The 24,694-nt window shown below is 56.7% G+C and carries 18 protein-coding genes and 1 tRNA gene; 4 read left to right on the top strand and 15 right to left on the bottom strand.

The features are described from left to right. Window positions 1–55: 55 nt before the first annotated feature. The 11 genes from A9Q02_RS11760 to A9Q02_RS11710 all read right to left on the bottom strand — a co-directional run bounded on the left by A9Q02_RS11760 (window position 56) and on the right by A9Q02_RS11710 (window position 13,881). Window positions 56–1,180, bottom strand: coding sequence for an iron ABC transporter substrate-binding protein (locus tag A9Q02_RS11760; protein WP_245860512.1), 1,125 nt, complete (start codon window positions 1,178–1,180; stop codon window positions 56–58). 158 nt (window positions 1,181–1,338) lie between these two features. Further along, window positions 1,339–2,742 (bottom strand): radical SAM/SPASM domain-containing protein, encoded by a 1,404-nt coding sequence (locus A9Q02_RS11755; RefSeq protein WP_172450901.1) that lies wholly within the window; start codon window positions 2,740–2,742, stop codon window positions 1,339–1,341. Window positions 2,743–2,832: 90 nt separating this feature from the next. Beyond that, complete coding sequence (locus tag A9Q02_RS11750; RefSeq protein WP_097653269.1) at window positions 2,833–5,796, bottom strand: tetratricopeptide repeat protein; 2,964 nt, start codon at window positions 5,794–5,796, stop codon at window positions 2,833–2,835. Between the two features lie 16 nt (window positions 5,797–5,812). Continuing rightward, window positions 5,813–7,186: a hypothetical protein gene (locus A9Q02_RS11745; RefSeq protein WP_097653268.1), complete on the bottom strand. Its 1,374-nt coding sequence runs from the start codon at window positions 7,184–7,186 to the stop codon at window positions 5,813–5,815. Between the two features lie 83 nt (window positions 7,187–7,269). Beyond that, on the bottom strand, window positions 7,270–7,830 hold the full coding sequence (pth, locus tag A9Q02_RS11740) for an aminoacyl-tRNA hydrolase (protein ID WP_097653267.1): 561 nt from the start codon (window positions 7,828–7,830) through the stop codon (window positions 7,270–7,272). Between the two features lie 9 nt (window positions 7,831–7,839). Further along, window positions 7,840–8,916: a C45 family autoproteolytic acyltransferase/hydrolase gene (locus tag A9Q02_RS11735; RefSeq protein ID WP_097653266.1), complete on the bottom strand. Its 1,077-nt coding sequence runs from the start codon at window positions 8,914–8,916 to the stop codon at window positions 7,840–7,842. A gap of 21 nt (window positions 8,917–8,937) precedes the next feature. Further along, a complete protein-coding gene (locus A9Q02_RS11730; RefSeq protein WP_097653265.1) occupies window positions 8,938–9,903 on the bottom strand; it encodes a GNAT family N-acetyltransferase in 966 nt (321 codons plus the stop codon). 6 nt (window positions 9,904–9,909) lie between these two features. Then, window positions 9,910–10,914, bottom strand: coding sequence for a GNAT family N-acetyltransferase (locus A9Q02_RS11725; RefSeq protein WP_245860511.1), 1,005 nt, complete (start codon window positions 10,912–10,914; stop codon window positions 9,910–9,912). 207 nt (window positions 10,915–11,121) lie between these two features. After that, entirely contained in the window at window positions 11,122–11,622 is a 501-nt protein-coding gene (locus tag A9Q02_RS11720; RefSeq protein WP_097653264.1) for a methylated-DNA--[protein]-cysteine S-methyltransferase, read from the bottom strand. 231 nt (window positions 11,623–11,853) lie between these two features. After that, window positions 11,854–12,789, bottom strand: a complete 936-nt coding sequence (locus A9Q02_RS11715; RefSeq protein ID WP_097653263.1) for a 1-phosphofructokinase family hexose kinase — start codon at window positions 12,787–12,789, stop codon at window positions 11,854–11,856. Between the two features lie 120 nt (window positions 12,790–12,909). After that, the gene (locus A9Q02_RS11710; RefSeq protein WP_097653262.1) at window positions 12,910–13,881 is read right to left on the bottom strand and encodes a hypothetical protein; all 972 of its coding nucleotides are present in this window, start codon (window positions 13,879–13,881) and stop codon (window positions 12,910–12,912) included. 527 nt (window positions 13,882–14,408) lie between these two features. On the opposite strand from A9Q02_RS11710, the gene A9Q02_RS11705 reads away from it, so the two are divergent. Beyond that, complete coding sequence (locus A9Q02_RS11705; RefSeq protein ID WP_172450899.1) at window positions 14,409–15,356, top strand: prohibitin family protein; 948 nt, start codon at window positions 14,409–14,411, stop codon at window positions 15,354–15,356. 116 nt (window positions 15,357–15,472) lie between these two features. Further along, the gene (locus A9Q02_RS11700) at window positions 15,473–17,971 is read left to right on the top strand and encodes an ATP-dependent helicase (protein WP_097653260.1); all 2,499 of its coding nucleotides are present in this window, start codon (window positions 15,473–15,475) and stop codon (window positions 17,969–17,971) included. Between the two features lie 61 nt (window positions 17,972–18,032). On the opposite strand, the gene A9Q02_RS11695 is transcribed toward A9Q02_RS11700, so the two are convergent. The 3 genes from A9Q02_RS11695 to A9Q02_RS11685 form a co-directional block, all read right to left on the bottom strand. Continuing rightward, a complete protein-coding gene (locus A9Q02_RS11695) occupies window positions 18,033–19,247 on the bottom strand; it encodes an AAA family ATPase (RefSeq protein WP_097653259.1) in 1,215 nt (404 codons plus the stop codon). A 116-nt stretch (window positions 19,248–19,363) separates the two neighbouring features. Beyond that, window positions 19,364–20,251: a B-box zinc finger protein gene (locus tag A9Q02_RS11690; protein WP_097653258.1), complete on the bottom strand. Its 888-nt coding sequence runs from the start codon at window positions 20,249–20,251 to the stop codon at window positions 19,364–19,366. A 126-nt stretch (window positions 20,252–20,377) separates the two neighbouring features. Then, window positions 20,378–20,452, bottom strand: a tRNA-Cys gene (locus A9Q02_RS11685). 104 nt (window positions 20,453–20,556) lie between these two features. Between A9Q02_RS11685 and A9Q02_RS11680 the strand changes: the two genes are divergently transcribed. Both A9Q02_RS11680 and A9Q02_RS11675 read left to right on the top strand, forming a co-directional pair. Then, window positions 20,557–21,642, top strand: coding sequence for a lysylphosphatidylglycerol synthase transmembrane domain-containing protein (locus tag A9Q02_RS11680; RefSeq protein WP_245860510.1), 1,086 nt, complete (start codon window positions 20,557–20,559; stop codon window positions 21,640–21,642). Next, complete coding sequence (locus A9Q02_RS11675) at window positions 21,639–22,916, top strand: NAD(P)/FAD-dependent oxidoreductase (RefSeq protein ID WP_097653256.1); 1,278 nt, start codon at window positions 21,639–21,641, stop codon at window positions 22,914–22,916. Before A9Q02_RS11680 ends, A9Q02_RS11675 begins: the two co-directional genes overlap by 4 nt. Window positions 22,917–22,985: 69 nt before the next feature. On the opposite strand, the gene ettA is transcribed toward A9Q02_RS11675, so the two are convergent. Further along, window positions 22,986–24,659, bottom strand: a complete 1,674-nt coding sequence (ettA, locus tag A9Q02_RS11670) for an energy-dependent translational throttle protein EttA (RefSeq protein WP_097653255.1) — start codon at window positions 24,657–24,659, stop codon at window positions 22,986–22,988. Between the last annotated feature and the right edge of the window lie 35 nt (window positions 24,660–24,694).

Genomic DNA, 24,694 nt, shown 5'->3' with positions numbered 1-24,694 from the left:
TGGGCACTCACCGCACATGTAGCTTGCGGTGAGTGCCCACGAAGGTCTCCAGTCCTTACGGGAGTACCCCTACATCCTGCATCAACTGGATCGTCCCCTGAAGATCATCGAGATCAGCCATGTCAATGTCCAGAGCGGCCGATTCGAGTTCTTCGAGCGGGGGCAAGCCTGGCGGACCAACGACCCCTTCGACAACTGGATATTCAGCCGTTTGACTGGCAAAGTACTGCTGGGCAACGGGTGAGAGCATAAACTCGATAAACCGTAGCGCATTCGCTTCGTTGGGGCTACTGGCAAGACGGCCTGCTCCAGCGACCATAATCAGTGACCCGGGGCCACTGCCGGTCAAGAAATGGTTGCGTGCCTTGAAGCCCTCGCCCTGCTCGGCCAGAAAACGGTAGAGATAGTAATGGTTTGTGAAGCCTATGTCAACTTCGCCTGCTGCCACGCCGGTCACAATCGTGGTGTTGCGGTCATACACAACAGGATTGTTGGCCTGAATGCCCTCGAGCCATTCCCGGGTCTTTTCGTCGCCCCAGACCTGGCGCATTGCGGTGATCATCGCATGCAACGAGCCATTGGTCGGTGCCCAGCCGATCCGTCCTGACCAGACCGGGTCAGTAAAATCAAAGATGTCGGCCGGCAACTCTTCCGGGTTGATCGCATCGGTATTGTATGTCACTACCCTTGCCCGTCCCGAAATGCCAATCCACAGATCCTCTGGTGAACGGAAGCGTGTCGGCACCTGACTCACCAGTTCTGCGGGAAGTGGGGCAAACAGGCCAGCCTTTGCTACCGCTCCGAGACCGCCGGGATCCTGGGCAAAGAAGATGTCGGCAGGCGAATTGCTTCCCTCTTCGAGCAGGGTTGCCGCCATTTCAGAGGTTGAACCATAGCGTATCTGCACATCTACACCACTCGCCGCCGCAAACTGGTTGATCAATGGGCCGACAAGGGCCTCACTGCGCCCTGAATAGATCACCAGGTTCCCCGGGGTGGCAGGCTGCGTGATGACCGTCTCGACCACCTGAGGTTCGGCTGTTACCTCAACTACAACCGTCTCGCGGACTATCTCGGCGGGCGGGGCGGGCGGGGTTGCCGTCTGGGTGCAAGCGGTGAGCAACAGCGCAACCATGGCGAACAGGGTCAACATGAACCGACGCTTGAGCAAACTGGGCATAGACTTCACTCCTTCAATGCCTTTGGTGAGCACTACATAAGCTTGAGTGTTAGATTATACTAATATTTTTTATTTGTCAAGGCGTATAGATTCTGCGAGGTCACTCCAGACACGAAAAAAGCCAGCATTGCTGGCTTTTTTCGTGTCTGTACGTATCTTTAGCATTGGTGGAGGAGGCGTAATCCTTCGAGGCGTAACAGGTCGGGGTAGAGGGCTTTGTAGATGTTGCAATCGGGGGATTGGATATCGGTGCGTCCGGTTGCCCGTAGGGTCGCGAGCGGGCATCCTCCACCACACCAGTAGCGCCACACACAGGTGCGACAGCCCTCTTTGGTGTCGACATGGCGACCTAGCGGCAAACGCTCGTCATGGCGAATTGCACCAAGGGGATCTTCGTGGTAGATATCAGCAACGGGCATATGTTGCGCCATCTGGCATGCGGCGATACGACCGTGATGATCAATGACCAGATAGTGTGATCCAGCGGCACAGGCCTGCCCATGTGCGTGCGAGAGATCGGTACGATCCAACAACGCCCCAAGCAGACTCCACGAAGGCGGGTTGGCCGCAACCGTGGCATAGATTGTCCGCATACCTTCTATCAGGGTCGCTTCATCGGCCAGTAGGTCACGATGACTGCGGCCGCAGGTGTGATCACGGGCAAAGCTCAGCGTAAAGGGCAAGTCACGTTCGAGCAGCCACTGCACCAGGGCGGGCACGCCTGCCAGACTGGTACTCGTGATGGTCAGCGCGACAGTGGGGTGGATTCCTCCCGCACGTGCGCGTTCAAGCCCAGCCATAATAGCCGCAGTTGAGCCAGTGCCGTTGCACATTGGACGCTGCTGGTCATTGCTGGTAGCCGCACCATCGAGTGAAACGGTCACGTCGAGGCCCAATTCGCGCAAACGCGCCACACGTGGCGCTGTCAAACCAGTGCCATTCGTCAGCACGGTTGCCGCAAGGCCAAGACCTGCGGCAGCACACTGCTCCTGTGCATACTGATGAGTTGCAACCAGGGTGTCGAAAGCGAGCAATGGCTCACCACCCGCATACTTCAGGGCAAGCTCACGATAGCCGTAGCGTCGAGCGGCGGCAATGCTTGCCTCAATGGCCTGATATGCCGTGGCAAGGCTCATCGCCTCATGGTTCTTTTCGATATAACAATAGGTACAACGCAGGTTGCATGCATTGGTGAGATGCAGCCATGCCACCAGGGTCGTTGGCTCAGCGGGGCAGGGCAAAGCCGGGTTGTCGGTCGTAACCAGCAATCCCATCTCGACGAGCCGTACCAGCGCACCATACACCTCGGCGGCCTCGGCGGCCTCGGCGAGCGGCAAGCGCTGGATCAGTGCCAGGGCTGCTTGATTCAACACAGCGACCTGGCTTAAGGATGGGACAAATGCCACCACATGTTCCCCATCATCCAGATCCAGTGTGGTAAGCAAAGGATGTGGACGCAGGCGATGGATTGCCAGGTCATCCTTGGTCCCCGTTGGCGCTTGTGCATAGACTGGCACCGGCAAGCGGCAGTCATTGAGCGCTACCGAGGTTTGTTCTGGCACCAAAATGTGTGCTATGGAATGCATGCACGCTCACACAACTGAAGATTTTCCTTGTTCTACCTCAATTAAACGTGAGAAATTGCAATTCCATCACGCTCCAAAGAGGTCAATATCTTCAATTGCCTGAGTGAGCAAGCGATCAACGAGCGAAAGGGCTGAAATCGAGGTGTTACTCTGAGCAGCGGCCTGGTGCATCGGTTCGCGCAGCGCTTCGATCAGCGCCGGATCACCTGGGGTTATGAGTGCATGGCGCGCCAGATGGCGGAAGCGTTCGATGGGGGCGGCATCTGGCGAGAAGGCAAGCAAGCCGGTAAAGGTGTGTACTAAATGTACACAGGCATCGTGATACTGAGCCTGACCAAAGGCTACTGCCGCATACTGCCATTGGATCTGGGCAAAACGCAGCCAGTAGAGCCGCAATTCCACAGTTTCCGAAGACTCACCGTAGCGCATCGGATCCTGCAAACTTGTTGGCAAGAGCAAGCGCGTCTCGTCAAGCAGGGTGATCGCTTCATCATAGCGCTTTTCGTCCACACAGATCGCGGCCATCGCCTCAAGAATGCTACACCGGATCAGCCGTGACGTAGTCTCATTGGTCAGGGTATTGGCCTCGGTCAGCAACGCAAAGGCCTCGTTACGCCTGGTCGTCACTGCTGGTCCGGGGGGCATGTTAGTCGCCCAATTGCGCAACGCTTTGGCCAGGGCGCTGCGTACCTCGATCTGGCGCACAAGCTCGCCCTCTTGATCAAAGCCTTTGATGGCTTGGCGATAGGCCGCCACTGCACGGGCATACTCGGCATTGCGTTGCCCAGGATCGGCCATTGTCTCGGCAATGCGACTACGGATACGGCCTTCGGCATTCGCATTGAGAGCGGTGGCCCGGACACTCTCAAAGCGGGCAAAGAGCCGTCTCGCCTCCTGGACGCAACGGAGGGCCTGATCCATCCGGCCAAGATCGGCATAGAGATGGGCCTGGGTATTGCGCGTTGTCGCGATGCGGTAAGCGACCCCAGCGTGTTCAACCAGAGCGAGTGACTGATCAAGACAGCGCAGGCCACGTTCCGAATCACCCTGACGGCCCATCGCGTAGCCTAGATTGTTGAGGGTCACTGCGTGCAGGCTATGTACCTCGGGGCCGAGTTGTCGATACAGACGGAGCGCTTCTTTGTATTTCGTAATCGCACTTTGCAAGTGCTCTTGCACGCGTTCAAAATAGCCCCAGTAGTTATACGCATTAGCCAGGATAAATTTTGCATAGGCAGCATCTGGATCAGCAGGATCAAGCTGACTAATGATCGCCTCAAGCTCAGCGACGAGCACCTGATAGTTGTGGGTAATCTGTGCCCCACGCGAGGTGCGCCCAGCGATATAGACCTCGGCCTGCAGCTGGGCGGCATCAAGATCGCAGCGTGCTAGCGGCGAGCGATCATAGATCGCTCGATAGCGTTCCCGTACATCTTCCGCCAGTGCCACAGCGGCACTATACGCATTGCCGTCGGGCATCGGGGTGAGCATACGCCGATAGACCCAGCGAATGCCTTCATCATAGATGATGCGTTCCCAGGTCAGGCCACTCGTCAATAAGCGTTGGCGATAGAGGCGCCCCCATGCCATATCACGATCAAAAAAACGCGCTAATTCTTCCTGTAATTGCGCGTCAAAATCATCATCGCGGGCCTCAATCGCATTGGTGCTCAACTCGCGATAGATTTGATAGCCCTGGCGCAAATTAATTGACATATGATAAAACATACGTTCAATTTGCAGGTTCTGGAGTTGTTGCTGTAGGCTGGCAAAGCTTGAGGGTGCCGGCAGCGCAGCAGCTGTCGATTGCAGTTGCGTATAGACCGTCGCAATCTGCTGATCAAGAAACCGCACGGCCAGGCGCCACCATGACAGAGCCTGTTGATCAGCCAGTTTACCCAGCAGCAACTCGTACATCTCGTCATGCAGGATCAGTTCATCCTCATCAACCCGCTTGACAAACACAAAAGCGGTCAATTCATCGAGTTGCTGATCGAGTTCAAATGGTTCAACGACCTCACCTTCCTCAGCAAAGAGGAAGGCGAGCATCTCGCGCCGCACACCTTTGCGCAAATAGACGGCACGGGCAAGCAACTGGGCCAGATCTGGTCGTTGCCGATAAAGATCGCCGACAATCAGACGCACCAACGCATCACTGAGGTGGGCTTGATTCGCCGGGTAGACAAACTCGGGCGGCAACGCCGTAATATCAATAATGCCTTGCTGGGCACAGGCCAGTGCAACGGCAAGCACGACCGGTCGTCCTGCGCTAATCGCATGGAGCAACTGAATCTGTTTCGGTTCAAGGGGGACGAGGTTGGCAAATTCAGTGACGATATACTCAGTCGTTTCGGTGAGCGTAAAAGGCTCAATTGTCAATGGGGTCAGGATCGGGCCAAGAATCTCGGTAAGCTTCCTGCGTTGATCGGGCCGCGGGCGTCCAGCGAGGACCACGATCGTATTGGGCAAGCGTTTCAGCAGATGCGCCACCCACTGTTCGAGCCTCCCGAGTTCGCGAAAATCAAACTCTTGGGCATCTACCAGCGCTGGGTGTAACTTCTCGAAGGTGTCAATTAACACCACCAGGCGATGCGCAGCAGCCAGTTTGGTATAGCATTCAAGAAAGCTCTGTTCGAGTTGGGTACGTTGTGCTTCAGCGTCATGGCCAAGTGTTGCATAGAATTGCTCGTGAGCTTCATAAAAGTGGGTGAAATCGGGTTGCGAACGCCCCCAACGCACGGCATCAGCTTCAAGTTGCGTTGCAAGCGCATACAGCATGCGGGCAGGTTGAAGATAACGCCCCAGGTAGAGATCAATTACCTCGGTGCAGAGTACCTCACTGGTCTCGCGACAGCGTTGCCGAATCTCGGTCAGCAGACGTGTTTTGCCGATCCCTCCCTGTCCTTCGATCAAGAACACCGAAGTCCCGGCTTTAACGTGCGTCAAGGCCCGATCAACGAGCTCGAGCTCGCGTTTACGGCCTACCAGGTGACGGGCACTGCGAAAATAAGCTTCGAGGGTAGTGATCATAGCGTTCTTGCTTCATTCATGCAGCAACGTCGTTGGAAAGTTGGGCCTCTAGCATGGCAACCAATTCCTGGCTGTGTGTTCCGTAGCGTCGCAGCACTGCGGGCAGATCGGGATCAGTTACCAGGTACATCTGCAGTTGACTCATCTCCTCGTCATCAATCTGCCGTCCATCAGGGCTGACCAGATAGCGTGTCACCAGACCACGCAGCACATTCGCCGGACGGTGCTCGCCGGGCACAGGTGTGTCAAGGAGATGCCACAAAAATTCGACAAGATGGATGTGACGGGAAACCAGAACCTCGTCCAACATTTGACGATAGTAGTCGGTGACAAGTTGACGGATGGTCTCGTATCGTTCCGGATCAGTATAGCGGACATATGTACCGATAATGCGCCGTAACGTCGGGGCTACGCGATACGACAGACTCGCCTGATCCCAGATCACCAGATCAAGCTCTTGCAGTTGTTTGACCATTAGCAAGAGGAAGGTCTGGCGCGTTGTTTCACTTGTCGTCCCGCATGTATGCTGAATCAGACGCTGCATCAAGGGCACCGAGAACTCGCGCACGACTGACAGAACTTCAAGCGCACACTGGAGCATGGGTGAGAGATCAGGCCCAACCAGTTCATAGAGTGCATCAAGGATCTGATCCATCAGATCCGCTTTATTGTCCGTTTTCCACTCTGATGGCACAGGCAAATAGGCCTGCATCTGAAGCGCAAGTTCGTTCGCCAGGGGCAAGCCACTGGTCAGACCATAGATGATCTCGGCCTCAGGGATGCTCAACTGGAGATGCAGGGCCGTCTCTTCAAGGCTCAGTGGGGCAAGCACCATAATCTCGGCCCGCCGTCGGGTGTCAAATTCACGCCAGCGGAGGGGTGAGCGACTGATGATCGTTGCAATCACGTGATCAGTGCGTACCAGAGGGAGCAGCAATCCGCGTTCGAGCCAGTTGAAGGCGATTGGCGTCCCCCGTACGGTTGCATCCAACAAAAGGAGGCAGCACGTGCTCTGCTCAATTAACTGCCCGGCCAGACCAGTCAGGGCAGCATCGGCATTCAGATCGTTGATGGGCGCAGGTGAGATCGTGAGGGCGGGATGACACGCTGCAATCTGATCGAGCAGCGCCTGCTTGAGCGCAAGAGGCACGAAACGTGCTGAAGGGGGCAAAATCGGCAACGCCAGACGCAACTTGACAATATCATCAGGTAACAACGTACGCTGATCAAGATGCACAAGGAGTGTTCGTTTGCCAATGCCATAGACCCCACAGAGATTTACCAGGCATCTGAGCGGCACAGCACCACGTTGTAGATTATCCAGACGCTCATGGAGTTGCTCCAACTCAGCAGTATGAGCAACGAGACACGCTGGCTTTTCGCTAGCCATCCTACCTCCCAGAGGGGAATGGGGGATTACGTATGTGTGAAGTACGTAACACGGTCGAACCTGCCGTGCTTCTCTTCACTATATCAATTATAACGGTTCATCGCAACTACTAATCCTTCGCGAACGACCAGATCAACCGCATCGGCGGCGGTCGCGATCACGTCGGGCACCTGTTCAGCCTCTTCTTTGCTAAACCGACTCAAGACATACGCGGCCACATCCATTTTTCCTGGTGGCTGGTCAATCCCGATCCGAAGGCGGGCGAAGTCACTACTGCCCAGTTGTTGGACAATCGAGCGCATGCCGTTGTGTGTTCCGGCGCTGCCTCGTTCACGAAACCGGAGGCGTGCAAAGGGTAGATCAAGATCATCATAGATAATCAAGATCTCACGGGCAGCATCGATCTTATACCACGTACGCAGGGCCGCGACCGCCTGACCGCTCAGGTTCATAAAGGTCTGCGGCTTGACAAGCGCTACGCGTTGCCCTGCGACCTTGCCTTCGGCGATCAAACTGTTGGCCCGCTTGCCACGAAATTCCAGCGCATACCGAGCGGCCAGCGTCTCTACCACGTCAAAGCCAATATTGTGACGGGTGCGTACATATTGAGCGCCCGGATTGCCCAGGCCAACGAGAAGCCACATGGTCATTGCCTATAAATGATACAGTACGTAGTCGGTACCACACGGTGGCCCATCGGTTGCATACAGCGTACCGGCCTGCAGATCCATCACCACCGAGGTCACACTCTCATAAAACTCTTCAGGCGGCTCGTTCGGGTCAATATGAAAGCAGACCGAATAGGGATGGCCCTCGTGATCGCGCAGTGCAGCCTGCACATCCGCGAGACTCACGGGACGATGGGCTTGCAAGAGGCGTTCGAGGCGGGCATGGCGTCGTTGCGAGTGCGGATTCGTCTCGACATTGCGTTCCACAATGCCGAGCGCGGTCGGGTTGACAAAGTGATTCGAATGCACGAGACACCCAGCCTGGCACTGCAACTGCCCGGCCCGGTCGGGCGAGGTTTCAAGATCAAGTACCTGATCAGGCGTTTGCGCAAGGACAAAATTGGCCGAGCATGAGCGATCTTCCTCAAGGACAACCCGGATCGCCTCTTCCAGCGTACGCGAGCGCAGGATCTCGTAGCAGCGGGCATGAAAGGGGCGACGCAACCGCGACCAGTCATCATCGCGACTGGTCAACCCATTGATCAGCAGGCCTAGGCCCGCGCTATTCATGCCAATTTTGCCGCCAAAAATGCCTGCTTCGGTAAACGCTAGCGTCCGCAGACCATCAGTCTCTTCGGTATGAATAATGGCCCCGCGTACGCCGGCAATCCAATCCCAATTCTCGCCGATCAGCAGGTGACCCGTTGAGGTTGCTTCGGGCAAGAGGGCAAAGGCTGTACACCCATCAGGGATTGGCTTTTCGGCAAACTCATCATAAAAGAGTTCGTAGCGCACATTCAGGGCGGCAATGGCCGCGAGACTCACCCCCGAACCATCAGCAATGCCCCGCATCCCTTCGTGGTAGGCGGGGCACTGTTCGGCGATTTCCTCGGCATACTGATCGGCACGCCGTAACGTTTCAACCCGGGTAAGTTTCAGTTCACGCTCGAAACGGGCAAAATAGACACCGAGATTATTTTCGATCTGCTCATAGAGCGTCTCGCCATGTACAAAGCCCTGCTCATAGGGTGTTCCTGCCAGCCGCACCAGGGGCAGCGTCATTACTCTTCTCCTCAACGCACCTTACGCGCTTTGCATCTGCTTACATAGTGTAACCCATGCTGGCTGTTTCACAAAACCCATGGCTTCGTTGATGCTCAGCATCGGACGATTGTTTGATTCATTATCAGTACGGATGACTGGTGCGCCGACCTGTTTTGCATAGGCCACCGCCCGCAACTTGAGCGCGAGGGCGATGCCGCGACGTCGATACGCTCGCAAGACACCCGTAAAGCCGGTTTCAAGATCATCACTCTGATCACGCCGCCAGAGGGCACTTGCCCCAGCATAGGTGTCGCCGTCAACCGCAACAAAATAGGCCTCAGGAATGAAGCTCGGATTATCCTCAAAATACTTGATCCAGACCTCAAACGGAGGTGCAGTATACGGCTCAGGCATGGGCACATCAAGCGATGCTTCGCAATCAAAGGCATAGAGTTTCTGCCAGAACGCAGGATCGCGGACGAGCAGATCTTCGGCCGTTGTGATCGTCAAACCCTGGTTGAGGACGCGCTCTTCGGCCCCGGCAAAGCGGGTAGGATCAAAGTTTGCCACATCAAGCCGCGATTCCCAGGCGCGCATCTCTTCCACAAAGCCATAGCGCCGGGCAAACCGCATCCCCTCGACTTGATCTTCGCGCAGCGTATGCCGCAACGTTACCGGATCAAACGGTGCAAGCTCGTTCAGCAGATGATGGTAGAGTTGTGTCCCGACCGTTTGCCCACGGTGCATTGGATGCACAAACAGATTGATAAAAAACTTCTGTGGATGGTACATCCACGGAACATGCTCGTGAAACGCACTGCCGACGGCTTGCCCATCGATCTCGGCAATAAATCGGCGAAAGTTCATCCGCTCCTCCCGTTTGTCGTCCCAGCGACGCCACTCGGCGATCGAATGGGGATAGTCGGGATAGACGGCGTTACGGATGGTGACAAAAGCCTCGTAATCGGCATCATCATACCGAAAAGGGCGGATGGTTATCTTCATATATCCTTAAAGTGTCTTGACAAAACTTACCCAGGCCGGCTGCTTCACAAAGCCAAGGGCTTCGTTGATGCTCAGCATGGGCCGATTATTTGACTCGTTCCAGGTCTTGATGACCGCAACATCAAGCTGTCGGGCAAACTCAATCGCCCGTAACTTGAGGGCCAAGGCAATGCCACGCCGCCGATATTCACGACGCACACCGGTGAGCCCGGTATACAGTTCACGTGGGTCGCCCTGGCTCTTCCAGAGCGCACTGAGGCCAGCGTAGCGCTCACCATCAAGGGCCACAAAGACGCCTTCGGGCATGAGATTTGGCCCTTTGAAATAGAAATGCTCGAAGGTTTCGTAACTAAACCCCGTTGTCGGCTCGGGATGGGGCACATCGTTGGTCAGATCGACATCAAGTTCGTAGAGTTTCTGGCGATGATCGGGATCGGTCGCTATCAACTCGGCAAGCGTCGCAATGCGGATGCCACTGGCAACGACCCTGGCCTCGTGACCCTGATAGGGCGTCGGGTCAAATGCCGCTACTTCGAGCCGGGACTCCCACTCGCGCAGATCTTCGACAAAGCCCCGTTGCTGAAGAAAGCGCAGCGAAGCCTGATAATCTTCGCGGGCACGTGCGCGGATGCGCAATGGATCAAATTCGTTTAGTGCCTCGACGATAGTCGTATAAAAGGCTGCACCAATGCCACGACGCTGCCAGGTGGGATGGACACCAACCGAGATATGGAAGAGGCGCGGATTGTACATTGCTTCAAATTGATCATAGTTGCCATAGGCGACAACGGTACCATCAACTTCGGCCAGCCAGCGCCGATACTTGAGATGGGCCGGGCGATGCGCATCTTCATGCTTCCACTCATCAATGGTGCCAGGATATTCAGGATAACAGGCATTGCTAACTTCAACCAGAGCGACATAATCAGCATCGCTATAGTCCATATCCCGGATGATCAGATGGGCAGGTGCGACTGGTTCCTGTTGCGCTACTGTTTTTACCGCAAGCATATATGCCTTTCTTTATCCTTCTACCCTGCCTCTCAACCAACGTGCGAGGCTTCAAACTGCGCTCATTGTACGTGCTCTTGTTGCAAGCGCCATCAGTCTGAAGGCGTAGCATCATTGGGCCGCAAGGTGTAGAATTATGGGATGGTTCCAGCCAAAGGGCCAGCATCGCTGGCCCTTTGGCTGGAACCAGGACAAGCGCATATTGGATTAAGTATCTTTGCGTTCGCGTCGCAACAATTCGCGTTTGCGTTCGATGCCCCAGCGGTAACCACTGAGCCCACCGTCGCTACGTACGACGCGATGGCAGGGAATGACCACCGCGAGCCGATTGGCGGCACAGGCGCTTGCCACGGCACGGACAGCCTTTGGGTTGTCGATACGCTCGGCAAGTTCACTATAGCTGATGGTTGACCCGGCAGGCAAGGTGCGCAACACCTGCCACACACGCTCCTGAAAGGCTGTTCCCTGAATATCGAGCGTCAGATCGACCGTACGCTCAGGCTGCTCTACAAACGCAAGCACCTGTTGCAAGCTTGCATTCGCATCGGGGTCAGTTACGTGAACCTCGGCATGAGGAAAACTGGCGCGCAACTGCGCCAGCAGCATCGCCTCATCATCGCCAAATTCCACCGCACACAAACCTCGTTCACTCGTTGCAACCATCACCAGACCAAGTGATGACTCGGCAAGGCCATATGTGATTATCATTTCCCTCACTCCAGTTTGCTTGAGGCTTATTCAGGATGCGCGCCCGTGAGACCTCACAGATCTTTCGTTCCGGCGCGCCTGCCCAGCGGGGGAGCGGGGGAGGGCGGCCTTTCACACAAGGTCTTCAAGATCTGTGAGGTCTCTGGTGGCCCAGCATGACACGGCTGCACGCATGTCAGAAAACCTTGTTGACACTCTCTTCAGTTTACGGCAATGCTATGACAACGAACGTCACAACTCGGTGAGCCTTGTTGTCGCCGTGAGCTCAGCGACCTGCGCCGGATCAATGCGGCCACCGCCAACCGTGAGGGCATCGGCGGTACCGCATGCGACCGCGAGGCGTAATGCGTTGGGCAGCGCCATGCCGCGCAGCAGGCCCGTTGCCAACCCGGCGAGCAGTGAGTCGCCACTCCCTACGCTACTGATCAGGGTGATGGGCGGTGGTTGGGCATGCCAGGTTCCCTCGTTGGTGCTGGCAACGCAGCCCAGTCCCCCAAGGGAAACCGCCGCCAGCGTGATGCCCTGACTGCGCAGTTCGCTCAGGGCAGGAATAGCGGCGTCAACGCTGGCAATTGATCGACCCAGGACATCCCCCAGTTCTGCGCCATTGACCTTCACGCCCCACGGTTGTGCCCTCAGGGCGGCAGCGAGTGCCGCGCCACTGGTGTCAATGATCAGCGGCAGCCCCTGACCCTGGATCTGGGCAATCAGGGCCGCAAAGTGCTCGGGGGCAATGCCGCGGGGCAGACTCCCTGAGACGATGGCAAGCTTTGCTTCAAGGGCTGCCTTGTTTGCACTGGCGGCAAAGCCGGTCCAATCATCGTCGCCAAGGATCGGCCCCGCCTCATTGAGGGCAGTCGCATCATCGGCCTCAGGGTCGACCAGCAAGACACACGTACGTGTTTCGCCCGCGTTGTGATAGTACCAAGAGCCAACAAGGCCCTCGGCCTCGGCCAGGGCTGCCACGTACCTGCCGGTAGATCCACCAAGGGGTGCACAGACCAGGGCCTGCTGGCCGAGCGTATGCGCTGCACGTGCCACATTCAATCCCTTGCCACCTGCAGCCACCACCACCTGATCGGTGCGCTGAACTATCCCGAGGCGCAGGTTGGCAAAGGTCATTGTACGATCAAGCGCCGGATTGGGTGTAAGAATGAGCAGCGTCATCACGTTTCTCGGAAGCTAGTTGCTTCCGAGAAACGTGATGACGCTGCGCGGAAGCTGGAGAGGCCTGCGGCTCATCCACATTCAGTTAAGGACTGCCATCATATGCGGCAAGCTTTCACGTTATGAAGGCCAGAACTGCGCCTGATTGTATTCAGGCCCAAAGATGCCGATTTGACCCGAGACGAGCAACCGCAGGGCCATCCCGCCGACCCCAAAGAATTGGACATTGGCCTGTTCGGGTTGTTCACGGAAAATCGCATAGCCCAGGTATTCGCGTTCACCAGCAGCCCAGACTTTGCCAAAGCCACGTTGCGGCACACTTGGCTGGATGGGCGAGCGTGGTGGCACCTCGGGTGGCTTTTCGTCAATGGGTGGATCGCCTTCTTGATACGTATCATCATACACCGCATAGGTGTAGCTATCCATGCCCTCGCGTGGGTACCGCAACACATAGATCTTACGGCCAGCTTCACCCAGGTCGAGCCAGATCATCACGCCGCCACTGAACTGCTGGAATGCGGCTGGCACACTAGCATAACTGATGCTGGGGCATTGCAGGGCCGAACGGAACTCGACATAGCCGATGCGATCCTCAAGGCCAAACTGGACATCGCGGGGCGGCCCCTGGCAGACTGGCAGATTCTGTACGGCGAGCACCTCACGACCCAATAGACCATAGAGATATTCGTAGGGCGTACCGGCATACTCTGGATGATGTTCGATCCGGCGGCGCTCGAAATATTGTACCGTATATGGCTTCCCTTCGATCATCTCGAGGCGTAAGCCCGAAATCGGGTAACCGAAACGCTCCAAGCCTCCATTATTGACCCAATAGCCAAGCCATGGTTCGCAGAGCACCTGACCTGTCGCCGCAAAATAGTGGCATCCCCCGGTATCGGGTGGCAATGGATCTTGACGGGGTTGGTTTTCCCAGCGCCGACCCTGGAGCTCAAGCGCACGCGCACCGAGTCGCCCAGCCGTGATCGTACCGTCGGCCTGGATCTCGAGGCGATCACGCTCAAACCATTGCACCTGAAGCGTCCGATCTTCCACCGTTTCGAGGCGCTGTTCGGTAATAGGATACCCGAACACTGACAAGCCACCACGCTTTTCCCAATAATGAAGAATTGGCCCGGTCATGCAATAACCGGTTTCGGGAAAACAACGTGTCCTCGCGGTACTTGTCGCCCCGGCTGGTTTTGCCGCTCCAAGCGTCAAAAAGGCCACTAAGAACAAAAGTACGAGCAAGCTAAGTGTCCGTACAGAAAAGATACGGCGTCGTAAGCCATGAGGATACGTGTGAATGCTTAAACTGGATTGGGTTTGCATGATGAGCCCCCTTTCGGATCGCTTTCTATCTAAATCTATCATACATCTATGGGCTGTCGAGAGCGATAATAGCTAGCTTGCCAGAGCGTTACGCTTTGCTGAGAGTTTGCTGAGAAACCTGTTGTTGTTGCGCTGGCAAAAGCTAGCGCAGTAACGGGGGACAAGGTAACGCGTCGCAGCATTGCAGCAAGCAAGGCTAGAATGCGGTATACTGAGGTATACACGCTAACGGCGTGTTCAACACAAGTGGTAAGAGCATCACGCTGTATCGAAAGAGAAAAGGAAAACTTATGTCTCAAGGACCTTCCAGAGTACCCATGCCCGGCCCTTCTTCACCCCGGGCACTTGTTCCGCTCCTCACCGGGGTGGTCATTCTGCTGGCCGTTGGTGCGATCTTGCTCACCAATTCGGTAACCCAGGTTCAGGCTGGTACCCGTGGTGTCGTCAAGACTTTTGGTGAAATTACGACTGTCTATGGTGAAGGCTTGCACTTCCGTATGCCGTTTATCACGTCGGTCACCGTAGTTGAGGTGCGTACACAACGCTATGAGTCGCAGTCAACTGCCGCTTCACGTGACCTTCAGACCGTGACGACGCAACTCGTGATTAACTACCGGCCTGACTCAGCCACGGTTGATCGTCTGGTTCGGGAGATCGGGGTGGATTACGAGCGTCGTGTCGTTGATCCAGCCATTCAGGAAGCGCTCAAAGCAGTGACGGCGCGTTTTACGGCTGAAGAATTGATTACCCGTCGACCCGAAGTTTCATTGCAGATGCGTGATGTGCTCGTCGAACAATTGACCCCACGTGGTGTTATTGTCGAGAGCGTGTCGATCACCGATTTCAATTTTAGCCCCGAGTTTGCACGAGCAATCGAGGCCAAGCAGGTCGCTGAGCAGGATGCCCTCCGTGCTACGCGTGAGCTTGAGCGTGCTCGGATCGAGGCTCAGCAGCAGGTTGCCCGCGCCGAGGCTGAGGCCAAGGCTCGGCTTGAGGTTGCCCGCGCCGAAGCCGAGGCCCTGCGCCTCCAGCGCGAAGTTATCTCACCCGAGTTGCTGCAGTTGCGTATGATCGAGCGCTGGGATGGCATCTTGCCCCGCTTTATGGGGAGTGGCGACAATGGGTTTATGCCCTTCGTCAGCATTCCCTCCGATGACATTATGTCGAATCCGGTTCAGCAACAGCCTGCCGCTCCGGCTGAGCCGGTTGGTGAGCCGGTGACCGAGACGACGCCGTAGATGAGAATGAGAGCGTCTACGGATGAGGGTGCCGTCGGCATCCTCATCCGTAGGCCTTCAAAAATGACCAACTTACCTGAGGTTTGAGGCCGCAGGCCCCCAGGCGACGCCGAAGCATGCAACTCACCGAGCAACAACAACAGATCGTTGCCCATAACCATGGCCCGGCCATGGTTTTTGCTGTGGCAGGAGCCGGCAAGACGACGGCCATGGTGCATCGCGTCGAGCGTCTGGTGCGTGAGCGCATCTTTGCCCCTGACCGGATCCTCGTCAGTTCTTTTAGCAAGGCCGCCGTTGATGACCTCGGCGAGGCGCTGGCGGCTTGGCCGCACTGTCGCCGCGTGATCCGTCGCACACTCCATGGGCTTGGCCTGAAGATTGTCAATGATGCGGCCGAATGTGGGGCCTTACCTCCACTGGCCCAAAATGCCCTCAAAATGAACGGCGAGGAACGCCAGATCCTCTGGACAGCCCGTGATCGTGCGCGTACGACCCAGGTTATTCCCGCCGATGCGCTCGATGCCCTTGATGAGCAGGATTTTCTTGATTACCTCGGTGCCTGCAAGGGCAATCTCTGTTACCCTGATCTCGCAACCAGTGGTTTGCCCGAAGAGGCTATGACCGTAGCGAGTCAGGCCATTGCTCCACCTGGCATGCCCTGGTACCGTGACCTCTATCGGTTGCACGAGGAGGTGCGCCGTGAACGCGGCTGGCTGACCTTCGATGATATGCTGATGTTGAGCTGGGAAGCCCTGATGCGTAGTCCCGCGCTTTGCACGCGCTGGCAGCAGCGTTTTGATGCCGTCATTGTTGATGAGTTCCAGGATGTCAATCTGGCTCAGGCCGAGATCCTTGATCGCTTGACGAAGGTGCATCGCAACTATATGGCGATCGGTGATGACGACCAGACGATCTACGGCTTTCGTGGGGCCAGTATGAGCTTTTTTCGCGAGTTTGAGCAGCGCTATGGGGCGGTTGTCTATACGATCACCGAGAATTTTCGCTGCCAGGCCTCGCAGATTCTGCTGGCCAACAGTGTCATTACGCAGAATCGTGATCGCTACCCCAAGCAGTTGGTGATAACCCAGGGTTTTGCCGGCTGCACCCTGCTACGCCGGGCACTTGATGTCCAGGCCATGGGTCAGCAGATGGTTGCCGATATTGCTGCCGCCCTACGTCAGGGGTATACCTATCCACAGATTGCGATCCTCGTGCGGCTTACCGCGCAGACGCCGGCGGTCGAACAGGCGCTGATCGAGGCGGGTATTCCGTATCGCATTGCCGGGGACGAGCCCTTTTTTGCGCGGCGCGAGGTGGCCGATCTGTTGAAGTATGCCGAACTCGCCGCCGGTGATGCCCAGTTGCGTCGTGGGCAAACCCTCGTGGGCGAAGAGGCTGAACGTGTTGCCGCCTGCTGGCGTGCGCTCTACAACCGACCGCGGCGTTATCTCTCACGTCAGCTTGCCAATGAAGTGCTGGCGCTGGCGACCAGTCGTCATGTACCGCTCAGTGATGCCCTGGTCGAACTGATGCCCCGGGTGCATGATCGGCTCGCCGTGAAGCTGCAGGAACTCGCCGATCTGCTGGTCTGGCTTGGTGATATGCGGGCGACCCTTCCTGCCGATCAACTCCTGCTGGAGTTGGATCGGCGCCTGGCCTACCAGTCCTTCTTGCGTGAGCAGAGTGGCAGCGCCGAGACAGGGGCGGGACGAGCGGGGAATGTGGCGGCTTTTCTGCAGTATGCCGCAGGTAAAGGTAATCTGGATCAGTTGCTTCAGCATCTGGAAGAACTAGCGGCGGAACGACTACAGGCTCAGCGCGATGCTCCGTCTGACGGGGTGGACATTCGCACGATCCATCGCTCCAAGGGGCTCGAATGGCCGGTGGTGTTGCTGCCCAATTGCAATGCTGGCTATCTTCCCTGCGGTGGTTCCGATGACATTGATGAAGAACGTCGCTTGCTCTATGTTGCCATCACGCGGGCACGGCGCGACCTGTACCTCTATGCGGTCAATGGAGGGGATGCGCAACTCTCGCCCTTCTTGCTCGCCGCTGATGTAGATACGGTGTTGGAGTGGGGCACCGTCATTGGTGCGTTGCTCGCGAGCGACCCGGCGACCTGGACGGCAGTCGCCGCCGTGCGGATGCTCCCTTTTCCTCGTCAGTACGGGCAAGAACGCTTTTTCACCCACTGGTGGAAGATCGCGCCGCCCCTGCGTACCCGGTTCGTTGCCCGTCTCCTCGGCTTGCTAGCGTTGCTTCGCGACCAGCAACTCACCGAACGGCACAACATCACACCCGCCGACGAAGCCTTCTGGCGAACCCTGGCGGATGATAAGCTCGCGCCTGACCTGGCCCCCTTTCCCGACTTCGCGTGTCTCTTCCCAGAGCCTGCACCGGTGCCAGCAGATGAACGTGTGCGCTCACCTGCCGATCCGCCCGACTACCGCATTGGTGAAGCGGTACGTCATCCCCACTTTGGCCCTGGTACGGTCGTGGCGATTGATCAACGACGCACCCGGCGCACCGTCGAATGGCACATCACCGTCGAGTTTCGCAGCCGAGGTTTTGTCAAACTGCTGGCGAGCATCGCGCCTCTGGAAAAAGTATCCTAACCACGCGAAACACAAAAACGGCCAGTTTTGCTGGCCGTTGATCTGCCACTCATGCTCAAGCTTACCGGCCTTCGTTGCGGCGCGGGGTAATCCGGGGGCCGCGGATACCCAGGCCACCCATACCACCTTCAGCGGCATTGCTGCGTTCATTGGTAAGGCTAATGCTGGGCGGTTGAGGACCTTCGCTCTCTTTAATGGCAATGCGACCAATCTCACGGGCACGCAATTCTTCAGCCTGACGCAACAATTCAGGGGCCGCCTGGTAAAAGAACTCAAGCGCCTCGCCATGCCGGTCGACCCCGGTATACGTTACCAGCACCTTGCTGCCTGCTGGAATACCCCCGGAGGCAAGCAAATCGGCCAGAGGAGCATCAATATACTTGAGCAACTGTTGACGCAAAGGCCGCGCCCCAAAACGCGAGTCAAACCCTTTGTTCAGCAGATACTCACGTGCTTCGGTGGTCAACTCAACCTTGATCCCGTGGCGCAGGTATTGTTCATTGCTCTCCAACACCATATAATCGAGCACCTGGCGCAACACATCGCTTGAAAGCGGGCGAAACGCAATAATCTCATCAAGGCGATTGATCCACTCAGGCTGGAAGACCTTCTGCAGCGACTCGAAGCCAATCTGATAGATCTGCTGACCCATTGCCTCGACATCCTGATGCGGCGTACGGAACCCAATCGTGCGTCGATCCAGGAAATCTACCATCTCTTTGGCACCAACATTAGTCGTGAAAATGACAATGCTTCGTTGGAAAGAGACGCGCCGCCCCCCATTTAGCAGCAGGATCTCACCATCTTCCATCACTTGCAACAACAGATTCCAAAGTTCAGGCTGACCCTTCTCAATTTCATCAAAGAGCACCACACTATTTTCTTGTTCGATAATCTCAGGATTGAGCAACGGCTTCTGATCACGTCCCACATAGCTCGGAGGTGCGCCAACGAGCGCACTCACCTCGTGGCCCTGGCTGAACAGCGAGCAATCGACCTTTAAAAAAGCTTCGCCATCGGGGCGCAGCATTTCGGCAAGCGCGCGGGCCGTCGCCGTCTTGCCAACCCCAGTTGGGCCAAGGAACAGCAGCGTCGCACGAGGGCGCCGCGGATTGCCCGCTGAAAAACCAAAACGAGCACGATTGAGTACCCGCACAAGGCTTTCGATCGCCCGTTCCTGACCAAAAATCTGGTCACGCAAACGTTGCTCTACCGCATCGAGCGGATTCTGATCGCCTCTGAGCGCCCGGGTCATTCCATAGATCTGTTCACTCATACATTCCTCATGCTTGTTGTGCCGTTGCTTTGCGCTCTTTGCATCCTGCCTATGCTTGATAGAACGACCATATTACCAAATATTTACTATTTGCTTCGTCCAAAACCAAGGGCCGTCTAGCGCATCTGGGCCACAACCGTTGTGATTGCCATCACCGTAAAGATAATCAGACCCAGCGGCAAGACACCGAAGATCAGCGTGATCCCAAGCCATGGCAATGCACCGAGTGTGTAACAGATACCCAGGGCAATTTGCATCAATTTGCCGCGCTTGCCTTTCGTGAAACGATCAGAGAGTCGGACGAGCAGGTTGCCTGCCAGTGGCCCGAGAAAAAAGGCCAACAGGAAGCCAAAGAAACCGACCATGCCGAGCAGTTGCACGGCCACGAATGAGATGGCCAGGCTATAGATCAAAGCCGTCGCCCCAGCCACAAGCAGGTTGACTTCGCTCACCTGGTAATTGACGGGGCGTCGGATCTTCAAGCATGTCGGACAAAGCTGGCCGACAATCGCCGGGGTGGCGCACTCGCTACAGATTGGCTGATTGCAGTTGGTGCAACGCAAGCCAGTTTCGCGATCCGGATGGTTGTAACAGAAGAGGGTTGCGACCTCATCAGGTGTTGCTGTCTCGGTCGGCGTGGTCTCAAGTGCCGCCGCTTCTTCGCTGCGAGCGATGCTCAGCAACGTCGGCTCTGCCTCACGCACCTGCACCCCACCGGGGGCCAGCACTTCGCCGGCCGCAAGGCGTGCTTCGACCTGCTCTAGAATGGAACGGGCCGTCGCATGAGACGGATCAATCTCGAGCGCCCGCCGCAGATGTTCACGCTTTTCGCGGTATGGGCGCACACTTCCTGCCAGACCGATCCACGCCTCGACCCGTTCGGCGTCAAGTTCAAGCACACGTCGAAAACGCTGACGGGCCGTGTAGGCATCGCCAGCAATCAAAGCGGTGTTACCCTCACTCACCAGGGCTTCAATCTCACTGGTAGTTATTGTCTCAGCCATGAAAACCTCCCTAAAAAGCATTATACCATTCAACGTCAGGTCTACCGACCTGAAATTGGCTCGATTCCGCTGCTTCTTAGTGTATAAACGACAGTGCCCCACCAGAAATGGTGGGGCACTGCTGTGTGGAGGCGACGGCGGGATTTGAACCCGCGAATCGCGGTTTTGCAGACCGCTGCATTACCACTTTGCTACGTCGCCATCGCCGTAACGATTGTAGCATAGTCATACGGTGCGTGCAAGCCGCCTGCTCTGCCCTTGGGAGCTTGGGCGTCGTCACATTGACAGGGATCACGCACCGGGATATGATGAAGCGCTATAGCAGCTTACGTCACGGTAGGGAGGATCTGGTGCGTAGTTGGAAGTTGTGGGTTGGCCTGGGAGTAAGCGTTGTCTTTCTCGCGATTGCGTTGCGTGGGCTTGACCTGCGGCTGTTCTTGCAGACTCTTCGCACCGCGAATTACTGGTGGTTACTACCTGCCGTCCTGGTCTATTTTGTGGGTGTCTGGTTGCGTACCTTGCGCTGGCAGGTAATGCTTGCGCATCTGGTGCCCATATCGGCCCGACGACTCTTTCCTGTGGTTGTCATTGGCTATATGGGCAATAATGTCTATCCCGCACGGGCAGGTGAAGTCTTGCGGAGCTATGTGCTCCGCAGGACAGAGGGCGTTGCGATGAGTGCTTCGTTGGCAACCGTCGTCCTCGAGCGCATCTTTGATGGTCTCGTGATGTTGCTCTTCATCGGCATAACCCTGCCCTTTGCCCCCTTGCCCGCAGGTTTGCAAACCGTTGCGCTGGGTTTTAGCCTCTTCTTTGGCGTTGCCATGCTCATCTTTATGGTGCTCGCGGCTCGCCCGGCTCGCTTGAGTCAAAGCTATGCCCTTGTTGTTGACCATCTGGCGCCGTCTGGCATCCGCCCGAAGCTGCACGGTCTCTTTGATCGCTTTGTCATTGGCCTGCAATCCCTCCGCAGTCCGCGTGATCTTGTGGTGATGCTCGGGCTCTCGCTGCTCATCTGGTTGATCGAGACGTCGACCTACTGGCTGGTGCTCCAGGCCTTTCCCTTCACCGTCTCGTTTGCCGTCTTGATGCTGATGACCGCCGTCGTGAATCTCTTTACTACCATCCCTTCTACGCCAGGCTACATTGGTACCTTTCACGCCCCTGGCATTGCCGTCTTGATGCAGGCAGGCGTTACGCAGGCCCTTGCAACCGGGTATACGGTCGTGTTGCATATGGCCCTCTGGTTGCCGATCACCCTGCTTGGGGCTGTCTATATGCTGCGCAAGAGTATCGGGTGGAGTGATATGGAGCAGGCCGCACGCTTGAAAGCTGAACAAGAGCGGAGCGACCGCGAGCGTGAGGATGTTGCGCCAGGAGTTGCGCCATGAAGATTGCGATTATTGGGGCTGGGGTAGCGGGGATGACGGCCGCCTATGATCTAGCGCAGGCTGGTCATCAGGTCATCATCTTTGAAGCTGCCCCACTTGTCGGGGGGCTTGCCTCGGGGTTTCGCGACCCACGTTGGCAATGGCCGCTTGAACGGTTCTATCACCATATTTTCGAGACGGATCACGCCATTATTCAACTTGCTGAAACGATTGGTTTTGCTGATCGTCTCTTTTTTCGTGGGCAGGTGACGGCGCAGTGGTGGCAAGGGCGTGGCTATGACCTCAACGGGCCACGACAGGTGTTGCAGTTTCCTGCCTTGCCCTTCCATGATCGGGTGCGCTTTGGCGCGGTGGCGTTCTATCTGAAGTATGTCACACGCAACTGGCAACGCCTCGAGCGTACGACTGCCGCACGCTGGACGTCACGCTGGGCCGGGCGTAATGTCTACGAGCAACTCTGGTTGCCGCTCCTCGAAGGCAAATTTGGCCCTCACGCGCAGACGGTGAATATGGCCTGGCTCTGGGCGCGCTTGCGCTCGCGGAGCTTCAAGCTTGGCTATTTCACCGGCGGGTTTCAGGCCTTCTGCGATGCGTTGCTTGCTCGCCTGCAGCGTCTCGGGGTTGAAGTTCGTTTGCGTGCGCCGGTGACGGCGCTTCACCAGCTTGGCACCGGATGGGAGGTGCTCTGTGCGGGGTTGCCTGCCGAGACGTGTGATCGCCTGCTTGTGACGGGATCACCAGCGCTTCTGACGCACCTGGCCCCGCAGTTGCCTGAAGACTACCTGGCTCAACTCAATACGCTCGACTCGATGGGGGCGGTTGTGCTGACCCTCGCCCTCAAACGTCCGCTGACCAACGGCCTCTATTGGGTGAATATGCCCAAAGATCAGTTCCCCTACCTGGCGCTGGTTGAACATACCAATTTCATCGCACCCGAGCATTACGGGGGCGACCATCTGCTCTATCTGGGTGACTATCTTGAACCCGACCACGAATATTTCCAGCTGAGCCGTGAGGCGCTGCTTGAGCGGTTTTTGCCCTCGCTCAAGCTGGTCAACCGGGCTTTCGAGCCAAGTTGGGTGCGTGACAGTTGGCTCCATCGTGAGCGCTATGCACAGCCAATTGTGCCGGTCAACCATAGCGTCAACATCCCGCCGCTGCGCACCCCGCTCCCTGGTCTCTTCTGGGCCAGCATGAGCCAGGTCTACCCTTGGGATCGCGGAACCAATTTTGCCGTAGAATTGGGCCAACGGGTTGCGGCCACAATGCGGTAACCTAGCGTGCGCCATATGGATCAAGCATGAAAAAAGATCAGCTGATCTTTTTTCATGCTTGATCCTTCGTTAACGGACAAGCTTTTTATAGATGACGCGGTGGGGTTGATCGGCCGCCGAGCCTTTGCGCCGGTGGTAGTCGGCTTCGTATTCAGAATAGCTGCCGGGGAACCAGAACGCCTGGCTATCGTTTTCGAAGGCCAGAATATGGGTCGCAATACGGTCAAGGAACCAGCGATCGTGCGAGATGATCACGGCACAGCCGGCAAAGTTCTCGAGGCCCTCTTCGAGCGCACGCAACGTATGCACATCGAGATCATTGGTTGGCTCGTCGAGCAGCAAGACATTCGCCCCCGACTTGAGCACCTTCGCAAGATGGACACGGTTGCGCTCGCCCCCCGAGAGCGTGCCAACCAGTTTTTGCTGGTCACTCCCGGTGAAATTAAAGCGCGCACAGTAGGCCCGTGAATTGATCTGGCGATTGCCGAGCACAATCAGATCGTTGCCTTCCGAAATCTCTTCCCAGACCGTCTTGTCAGGGTTGAGGGTATCGCGGCTTTGATCAACATACCCGAGTTTGACGGTGGAACCAATCGTCAGAGTGCCACTATCAGGTTGTTCGTTGCCGACAACCATACGAAAGAGGGTCGTCTTGCCGGCGCCGTTGGGCCCAATAATGCCAACGATGCCGCCAGGCGGCAGATCAAAACTGAGGTTATCATAGAGCAACCGGTCGCCGTACCCCTTGGCCAAGCCCTCGGCCTTGATCACCACATCGCCGAGGCGTGGCCCGGCGGGTACAAAAATCTCCAACTCGCGATCCTGTTGCTCCTGGTTCTCACTAAGCAGCCGCTCATAGGCACTGATGCGCGCCTTGCTTTTGGCGTGACGACCCTTGGGGGCCATATTGATCCAGTCGAGTTCGCGTTGCAGTGACTTCTGGCGCTGGCTAGCTTGCTTTTCATTGGCGGCCACCTGCTGCTGCTTTTGTTCCAGCCAGCTTGAATAGTTGCCCCGCCAGGGAATACCGTGGCCTCGTTCAAGCTCAAGAATCCAGCCCGCCACATTGTTGAGAAAGTGACGGTCGTGCGTCACCGCAATGACCGTTCCCTTGTACTCTTGCAGGTGACGTTCAAGCCATGCAACCGACTCGGCATCGAGGTGATTGGTCGGCTCGTCGAGCAGCAGAATATCAGGCGTCTGCAAAAGCAAACGACAGAGTGCGACCCGTCGCTGTTCCCCACCCGAGAGCACCCGGATCGGCGTCTCGGCTGGCGGGCAGCGGAGGGCGTCCATCGCCAATTCCAGCTTGCTTTCGAGATTCCAGCCATCAACATGATCGATCTTTTCTTGCAACTCGCCTTGCTCGGCAATCAGCGCATCAAAGTCAGCTTCGGGATCGGCAAAGTGCTCGGCGATTTCATCGTAGCGCCGCATCAACGCAACCGTCTCGGCCATACCCTGCTCAACAATGTCACGCACCGTCAGGGTATCATCAAGCTGCGGCTCTTGCTCGAGCAAGCCAATCGTATAGCCAGGGGCCAGCACCGTCTCGCCATTGAAATCTTTGTCAACCCCGGCGAGAATGCGTAGCAGTGAACTTTTCCCTGAACCGTTGGCCCCAATAACTCCGATCTTGGCCCCGTAAAAATACGAGAGACTGATATTCTTCAGCACCTCCTTATTGGGTGGATGCAACTTGCTCACCCGGATCATCGAATAGATAATTTTAGTATCAGACACAACCGCTCCTTCAACTTCCAAAACCATCACGGCCC

Source organism: Candidatus Chloroploca asiatica, assembly GCF_002532075.1.
In the GTDB taxonomy this organism is placed as follows: Bacteria; Chloroflexota; Chloroflexia; order Chloroflexales; family Chloroflexaceae; genus Chloroploca; species Chloroploca asiatica.
Note: the sequence above shows the minus strand (reverse complement) of the source record. Positions and strands in the feature narration are given on the sequence as shown.

What these genes read in the sequence shown, in the direction of transcription:
- A9Q02_RS11675 (WP_097653256.1), top strand. Translation starts at nt 21,639, where the DNA reads ATGAAGATTGCGATTATTGGGGCTGGGGTAGCGGGGATGACGGCCGCC.
- A9Q02_RS11735 (WP_097653266.1), bottom strand. Translation starts at nt 8,916, where the DNA reads ATGACGCTGCCCCTGGTGCGGCTGGCAGGAACACCCTATGAGCAGGGC.
- A9Q02_RS11745 (WP_097653268.1), bottom strand. Translation starts at nt 7,186, where the DNA reads ATGGCTAGCGAAAAGCCAGCGTGTCTCGTTGCTCATACTGCTGAGTTG.
- A9Q02_RS11680 (WP_245860510.1), top strand. Translation starts at nt 20,557, where the DNA reads ATGATGAAGCGCTATAGCAGCTTACGTCACGGTAGGGAGGATCTGGTG.
- A9Q02_RS11695 (WP_097653259.1), bottom strand. Translation starts at nt 19,247, where the DNA reads ATGAGTGAACAGATCTATGGAATGACCCGGGCGCTCAGAGGCGATCAG.
- pth (WP_097653267.1), bottom strand. Translation starts at nt 7,830, where the DNA reads ATGTGGCTTCTCGTTGGCCTGGGCAATCCGGGCGCTCAATATGTACGC.
- A9Q02_RS11700 (WP_097653260.1), top strand. Translation starts at nt 15,473, where the DNA reads ATGCAACTCACCGAGCAACAACAACAGATCGTTGCCCATAACCATGGC.
- A9Q02_RS11725 (WP_245860511.1), bottom strand. Translation starts at nt 10,914, where the DNA reads ATGCTTGCGGTAAAAACAGTAGCGCAACAGGAACCAGTCGCACCTGCC.
- A9Q02_RS11715 (WP_097653263.1), bottom strand. Translation starts at nt 12,789, where the DNA reads ATGACGCTGCTCATTCTTACACCCAATCCGGCGCTTGATCGTACAATG.
- A9Q02_RS11690 (WP_097653258.1), bottom strand. Translation starts at nt 20,251, where the DNA reads ATGGCTGAGACAATAACTACCAGTGAGATTGAAGCCCTGGTGAGTGAG.
- A9Q02_RS11750 (WP_097653269.1), bottom strand. Translation starts at nt 5,796, where the DNA reads ATGATCACTACCCTCGAAGCTTATTTTCGCAGTGCCCGTCACCTGGTA.
- A9Q02_RS11720 (WP_097653264.1), bottom strand. Translation starts at nt 11,622, where the DNA reads ATGATAATCACATATGGCCTTGCCGAGTCATCACTTGGTCTGGTGATG.
- A9Q02_RS11730 (WP_097653265.1), bottom strand. Translation starts at nt 9,903, where the DNA reads ATGAAGATAACCATCCGCCCTTTTCGGTATGATGATGCCGATTACGAG.
- A9Q02_RS11705 (WP_172450899.1), top strand. Translation starts at nt 14,409, where the DNA reads ATGTCTCAAGGACCTTCCAGAGTACCCATGCCCGGCCCTTCTTCACCC.
- A9Q02_RS11760 (WP_245860512.1), bottom strand. Translation starts at nt 1,180, where the DNA reads ATGCCCAGTTTGCTCAAGCGTCGGTTCATGTTGACCCTGTTCGCCATG.